The sequence below is a fragment of the Caballeronia sp. M23-90 genome, from assembly GCF_053574605.1.
In genome coordinates, this window is sequence record NZ_JBSIPA010000381.1 from 1 (window position 1) to 6,489 (window position 6,489).

The following is a 6,489-nucleotide window of genomic DNA, read 5'->3' on the forward strand; positions in this document are numbered from 1 at the left end:
TACCGGTTCGAGCGGCTGGCGCCGCGCGTACGCCAGCAGTTGCGAAGCGAGTTTCGCGCCGCGTTCGACCGCTTCGTGTGCGGCAGCAAGCCGCCGCGTCAAGGACTCGTGACCCTCGGCGTCCTGCGCAGCAAGCTGCAGATTGCCGCCAATGACTTGCAGCACGTTGTTGAAATCGTGCGCCACGCCGCCGGTCAGCTTGCCGACTGCGTCCATTTTCTGCGACTGGGCGAGCACCGCAGCGGTCTCGCGGCGATCGAATTCGCTTACGCGCAGCGCGGCGGTGGCTTCATCGATACGCTGTTCCAGCGTCTCTTTGTGCAGCTCAAGCGCTTCGCTGAGACGTTTTTGCTCCTGCAGCGCCGTGTCGAGCGAACGCAGGTTGAGCACGCGCGCAGTGATATCGCGGGAAATCGATACAAGCCATTCCACGCCCGTCGGCCCGTTGACGGGCGAAACCGTCACCTCCCAGTACTTCGGCGTGCCTTTGGCCGTCGGACAAAGCGCTTCGAAGCGGGAATGCCGGCCCTGCAGCGCGTTACTGATGGCATCGCTTAGCAACACGCGCGATTCTGCCGGCCACAAGGATACCCACGACTTGCCCTTGAAAGGCGCGAAGTCATCGATTTCCATCAGGCAGATGCCGTTCGCGTTCATGAACTCGAGCGTGCCGTCGGGTTTCATGATCTTGATGCAATCAGTGCTGCCGTTCAGGACGCTCAGGAAAAAACGGTCGGAATTTGGGGCGGCGTCAAGGGCCGGGGCGGTCGTCGCACCGAGTTCAGGCTCCGCCGGTTGAGGACCGAGAGGAAAACCAAACGGAACGTCGGCGCGTGCAACTGGTTCGGGCGTCGGGAAGCAGTGCGCACCCGTATCGTCAAGACGTGCGATCGCGGAATCAGGGCTAACGGGGTCGGTCATGAATCGGGCACAGGCGAGGGGAAACAGCGATGACAGCGCGAAGCAAGACGAATGGATGCGCTGGACGTGATCGGCAGTTGCAAGCAAGCAACGCGCCAGTCGGCAAATCATCAGCGCTTTACGTGTTGAAGGTTGTGCAGTGGACGCTCCACTGCAAGGCAGTCGTCTGCATTTCACATGCGGCGTGTAAAAAGCGTCACGATGGCCTGTAGTTCTTGCGCGATTTTTTAGTAAAGAGAGGCCCTGCCATGACCGTGCTGCCGGCAAGTTCGAACTTTAGGATCTCAAGCGTTTCCCTGATGGCGATTGACTCACGCGCGCCATCTCAGCACGACTTCAAACAATACGTTCCAATATGCGTTGGCAAGCGCGCTTCTTGCTGGCTCTGTTGCGCCCTGCGAGGCACCGCACCGCAGGGCTCGAATTCATGACCGGTGTATTCGTAGGTTGCCCGTCATGCACAACTGGCCGCGTCCACCGGGCGCGACATCTGGAGACACCCCATGCCTTTGGCCACGAATAACGCCGCTCATCAATCGCGTTTTCCCTCCGCGTTCGCCGCCGCCGTTCATGACGGCCTCACACATTCGCCGCAGAAAGAATTGCCGTCGATGTATCTGTATGACGAAGTCGGCTCCGCGCTTTTCGAGGTCATCACCGCGTTGCCCGAATACGGCGTAACGCGCGCCGAGGAGCGCGTGCTGTTGGCGCATTCGGCGGATATCGTCGCCGAATTGCCGCGCAACGTAACCGTTGCCGAGCTTGGCAGCGGCAGCGGACGCAAGACGCGACGCATCCTGGAAGCGTTATCGAAGAAGCGCCCCACCGGCGCCACCGAATACTGTCCGATTGAAATTTCGCCTGCCGCGTTGCAATTGTGCAAGCGTGAACTTGGGGATATCGAGCGTGTTTCGATAGTTGGATATGAGCGCGATTACCTTGCCGGACTCGCCGAAGTCAGTGCCAACCGGCGCGAAGGCGAAGTATTGCTCGTGCTATTCCTGGGCAGCACGATCGGCAATTTTTCGCGGCTTGCCGCGACGCGTTTTCTGAAATCGATACGTGGCATGCTCAAACCCGGCGATGCGTTGTTGCTTGGCATGGATCTGCTCAAGCCGCTGGATACGCTGATCGCCGCTTATGACGATCCAATTGGTGTAACGGCCGCGTTCAATCTGAATCTGCTTGCGCGGATCAACCGCGAACTGGACGCCGATATTCCCCTGGATGCGTTCAAACATCTCGCGCGCTTCAATCCCGATGCACGCAGCATCGAAATGCATTTGCGCGCAACGCGCCCGGTCAAGGCGACGATTCGCGCTGCTGATCTGACCGTGGAGTTTCGCGAAGGCGAAACGATCTGGACCGAGAGCAGCCACAAGTACAGCGCGGATGAAGTGGGGCCGCTGGCATCGGACGCGGGTTTCCGTTGCGCAAGGCAATGGACGGATGATGAATGGGGCTTTGCAGAGAGTTTGCTGGTCGCGGGGTGAGCATTGATCGCCTTTCCCGCGTGTGGCGTTATTCAGAACCCGCGCACTCCTCCGACTGAATCAGTTGGGTGCTGCGGGTTTCGTCAATGCGCATGTGAAGGACCGGGGCCGACGGCCGATGACGTTATCGGTATCCGCCCGCCGACAAGCGCTTGAACCTAGTGCTGCTCGAACCGCTCGAACCGCTTTTCGATATACCGCTCCTCGCTGGTCAGGTCCGTAACCCGCGCATGCGGCGGTCCGCGCCGCAACCATTCGAGCATTAGATCGACCTGATTTGCGGGCCCCTGAATCATCGCTTCAACAGACCCATCCTCGAGATTCGCCACCCACCCGCGGACGCCCAGCGAATGCGCGCGCCGCAATGTCGCGTGACGGAAACCGACGCCCTGCACCGCGCCCCGCACACGCACGTAATACGTTTCTATTCGAGTATCGAGATCCGGACTCGGCATGTTCGCTTCTCCTGATTATTGCGCCAACCAAGGCATAAACTTTCGGGCGGCCATGAACCGGCTCACGCCCATCAGGGAGCATTCTAGACAAGACCGGCAAAACGGACAGCGCACGCGTCCGCGTCATCGTCCCCAATCAGCCAAGCCGGAACGGCTGCGCGGTCTCTCCGGAATTGCTGCTCGCGCGCCGCGCCACCGCTTCGCGCGGCACGGTGACTTCGAACACCGTGCCATTCTCGGCATCGGAGCGCACTTCCACACGGCCGCCATGCATCTGCGCAATCTCGCGCGTGATGTACAGCCCGAGCCCCAGACCACCCGTTTCCTGCTGCGGCCTGCCCGACCGGTACGGCGCGAAAATCGTCGGCAGGACATCCACGGGAATCTCGCCGGCGTTCTGCACCGTGATCGTCACTTCGTCTGCGGTCTCACCGTTTAGGCGCACGTGGATTGGCGAACTCTCGCGTCCATGCGTCAACGCATTGCCGATCAAGTTCGAAAACACCTGCGACAACAAATCGCCATCGCCCTGCAGCAACGTATCGCCGTCGCGGAAAATGAAGATGCGCCCCTTGCCCACGCGCGCTTCGTATTCCTCGACGATATTCTTCGCCAGCGTCAGCAATTCCACTGCCCGCGGCTGCAGCGTCACGCGTCCGCCGCGCAGCCGTGCGAGGTTGAGCAGCTGATCGACCATGCGCACCATCCGCATGCCGCTGCTCTTGATACGCGTGCCGATATTCGCGACGTTTTCATCGGGGACGAAACGCGCCAGATATTCCGCCGATGCAATCACCGCCGACAACGGCGTGCGCAGGTCGTGGCCGAGCACGGCCATGAGCATTTCGTTGGCATCGAGGAGATGCTGGACGGTTGCAAGCTGCGTGGCCAGTTGCTGCTTCTGCTTCTCGATCTGGATGAACACATCCACCTTCGAGTTGAGAATGCGCGAATCGTACGGCTTGTAGAGGAAGTCAACCGCGCCGGCTTCGTAGCCACGGAACGTGCGCCCGGTGTCCTGTGCGGTCGCGGTCAGGAAGATGATCGGCACGTGCGCCGTGCGCGGACTGCCGCGCATCAGTTCCGCGAGCTCGAAACCGTCCATGCCGGGCATGTTGACATCGAGAATGGCGAGCGCGACTTCATGCTTGAGCAGCAATTCGAGCGCGGCGGGACCCGATCCGGCGGCCAGCACGGAAATGTCGGGCCGCGCGAGCGAGGCTTCGAGCGCGGTGATGTTGTTCTGCACATCGTCAACGATCAGAACGTAAATCGGTTGCCTGTTGAGTTCCATTAGCGGAGTTCCATTAAGGGTGTCAGCTCCAAGTCAACCTGGGTCACGTCGCAGATCCTTGTCCGATGCCGCGCAAGCGTGCGGCCATCGCGTCGATTGTAAGAACATCATGTACTCCGCCGCGCGCAATCGCGCCCAGCGGCATTGCGGTGGACGACGCAGTCTGCGGGTCCTGCACCCAGCAGCGGCCGCCGGCGTTCCTGATCGCCGCGAGGCCGCGCGCGCCATCGTCGTTCGCGCCCGACAACACAATGCCAAGCAATGCATCGCCAAAACAGAGCGCCGCCGATTCGAACAGCACATCCACCGATGGCCGCGAAAACCGCACCGGCGGATCGACCGATAACGAGATCGTGCCATCGGGCTCGACCAGCATGTGATAACCCGGCGGCGCGAGATAAATCGTGCCGCCGGTGATGGTGGCTTTATCGTCGGGTTCCACCACCGGCAAGCGGCAACGCGCGGCAAACAGCTCGGGCAACAGGCTCGGCGAGTCGGCGCGCACATGAACCACGACCAGCACTGCGGGGCGAAACCCCGCCGGCAATGCGGGCAGTAACTGATTCAACGCCTCCACGCCGCCGGCAGACGCACCTATGACAATGGCGTCGATCCCGGCCAGCGGGCTGAACGATTCTTCCAGCGCTTTCATCGTTTAAACCTTTTGATACAGGCGCTCGCGCGCATCGAAGTCGGCAAAGCTGTCCGCGTGTTTCGAAAAGCGGATGCTTTCCTTGCTGCCCAAGCCTAAAAACCCCCGCCGCACGAGCGAATCGCTGAAGAGACCCAGCGCGCGATCCTGCAACGCGCGATCGAAATAGATCAGCACGTTGCGGCATGACACCAGATGCGCTTCCAGGAACACGCTGTCGGTGGCAAGGCTGTGATCGGCGAAAACCACACGCGACTTGAGCGTCTGCGAAAACTTCGCCGCGCCGTAAGCCGCATGGTAGTAGTCCGAAAGCGAACGCTTGCCGCCAGCCGCCAGGTAATTCTGGCTGAAACTCGCCAGCCGATCCAGCGGATAGATGCCACTTTCGGCCTGCCGGAGCGCGCCGGCGTTGATATCGGTAGCGTACAAAACCGTACGGTCCGCGATGTTTTCTTCTGCGAACAGGATCGCGAGCGACCAGAGTTCCTCGCCGGTGCTGCAACCCGCAACCCAGACCTTGATCGATGGATACGTCTGCAGGATCGGCACGACCTGTTCGCGAATGGCGCGGAAATACGTCGGGTCGCGAAACATTTCGCTGACTTGTACCGTGAGGTACTGGAACAGGCGCGAGAACAGGGTGGCATCGCGAAGAATGCGCTCCTGCAATTGCGAGAGCGTCGGATAGCCCAGATCGATCAACGCCTGCCCCAGCCGCCGCCGCAACGAACTCACGGAGTAATGCCGGAAGTCATGCTGGTACTTTAAATAGACGGCTTCGAGCAGCAGCTTCAACTCGATGTCGAAGATGGCTTCGTCCGGATCTTTCGAAGTTCGATTTGGCATGGCGACCCTCTACCGTTGCCGCAGCCAGACGCGACATAGCGAGACCAGCTTGTCAACGTCGATGGGCTTCGAAATGTAATCGTCCGCGCCGGCTTCCAGGCACTTCTGGCGGTCGCTCGCCATCGCCTTCGCCGTCAGCGCGATGATCGGCAGGCGCGCGTGTTCCGGGTCCTTGCGGATCTCGGTCATGGCGGTGAAGCCGTCCATCTCCGGCATCATGATGTCCATCAGCACCAGATCGATATCCGGATGACGCGCCAGCGCGTCCAGCGCCTCGCGGCCATTGCGCGCAATTTCAAGCTTGGCGCCGAGCGGCTCGATCACGTGCGACAACGCGAAGATATTGCGGACATCGTCTTCGGCGAGAAGGATCGTGCGGCCTTCGAACACGTCGTCGCGCTGGCGCGCTGCGCGCAGCATGCGCTGCTGCTCGGGCGGCAATGCGCTTTCCACGCTGTGCAGGAACAGCGTGACTTCATCGACCAGGCGTTCCGGCGACTTCGCGCCCTTGATGATGATCGACTTGGAATAGCGGCGCAGACGCTGCTCTTCGTCGGGCGACAACACGCGCCCCGTGTACACGATCACCGGCGGCGATGCATGTTCCTGCGACGTCGATACCCGTTCCAGCAAGTCGTAGCCGGAGCCATCGGGCAGCGCCAGATCCATCACGATGCAATCAAACGTGCCGCGATTGATCTCGTCCATGGCTTCGGCAATCGTTCCCGCTTCGACGATCTCCACGGTCGTGCTTTGCAGCAGTGCGTGGATGCTCTGGCGCAGCGCGGGATCGTCCTCGACCACGAGCACGCGCCGCGTGCCCTGTGC

Annotated in this window: 7 protein-coding genes; 1 reads left to right on the top strand and 6 read right to left on the bottom strand. The window is 61.0% G+C overall.

Going from position 1 to position 6,489, the window contains the following annotated elements; genetic code table 11:
• A partial coding sequence (locus tag ACRXB1_RS27455; RefSeq protein ID WP_449493817.1) for a PAS domain-containing protein occupies positions 1-921 on the bottom strand: 921 nt, incomplete at its 3' end.
• Positions 922-1,424: 503 nt separating this feature from the next.
• Here ACRXB1_RS27455 and egtD point away from each other — a divergent pair.
• Entirely contained in the window at positions 1,425-2,414 is a 990-nt protein-coding gene (gene egtD / locus ACRXB1_RS27460) for an L-histidine N(alpha)-methyltransferase (protein ID WP_174363082.1), read from the top strand.
• A 158-nt stretch (positions 2,415-2,572) separates the two neighbouring features.
• On the opposite strand, the gene ACRXB1_RS27465 is transcribed toward egtD, so the two are convergent.
• From ACRXB1_RS27465 to ACRXB1_RS27485, 5 genes are all read right to left on the bottom strand, one after another.
• Positions 2,573-2,869, bottom strand: a complete 297-nt coding sequence (locus ACRXB1_RS27465) for an acylphosphatase (protein ID WP_062171697.1) — start codon at positions 2,867-2,869, stop codon at positions 2,573-2,575.
• Positions 2,870-3,005: 136 nt separating this feature from the next.
• Positions 3,006-4,163: a hybrid sensor histidine kinase/response regulator gene (locus ACRXB1_RS27470; protein ID WP_062171706.1), complete on the bottom strand. Its 1,158-nt coding sequence runs from the start codon at positions 4,161-4,163 to the stop codon at positions 3,006-3,008.
• 43 nt (positions 4,164-4,206) lie between these two features.
• Positions 4,207-4,815, bottom strand: a complete 609-nt coding sequence (locus tag ACRXB1_RS27475) for a chemotaxis protein CheB (protein ID WP_062171709.1) — start codon at positions 4,813-4,815, stop codon at positions 4,207-4,209.
• Positions 4,816-4,818: 3 nt separating this feature from the next.
• Positions 4,819-5,661, bottom strand: coding sequence for a CheR family methyltransferase (locus ACRXB1_RS27480; RefSeq protein ID WP_062003455.1), 843 nt, complete (start codon positions 5,659-5,661; stop codon positions 4,819-4,821).
• A gap of 9 nt (positions 5,662-5,670) precedes the next feature.
• Positions 5,671-6,489: response regulator (locus ACRXB1_RS27485; RefSeq protein ID WP_449493818.1), on the bottom strand; the 819-nt coding region annotated here is incomplete at its 5' end.

What these genes read in the sequence shown, in the direction of transcription:
- egtD (WP_174363082.1), top strand. Translation starts at nt 1,425, where the DNA reads ATGCCTTTGGCCACGAATAACGCCGCTCATCAATCGCGTTTTCCCTCC.
- ACRXB1_RS27465 (WP_062171697.1), bottom strand. Translation starts at nt 2,869, where the DNA reads ATGCCGAGTCCGGATCTCGATACTCGAATAGAAACGTATTACGTGCGT.
- ACRXB1_RS27470 (WP_062171706.1), bottom strand. Translation starts at nt 4,163, where the DNA reads ATGGAACTCAACAGGCAACCGATTTACGTTCTGATCGTTGACGATGTG.
- ACRXB1_RS27475 (WP_062171709.1), bottom strand. Translation starts at nt 4,815, where the DNA reads ATGAAAGCGCTGGAAGAATCGTTCAGCCCGCTGGCCGGGATCGACGCC.
- ACRXB1_RS27480 (WP_062003455.1), bottom strand. Translation starts at nt 5,661, where the DNA reads ATGCCAAATCGAACTTCGAAAGATCCGGACGAAGCCATCTTCGACATC.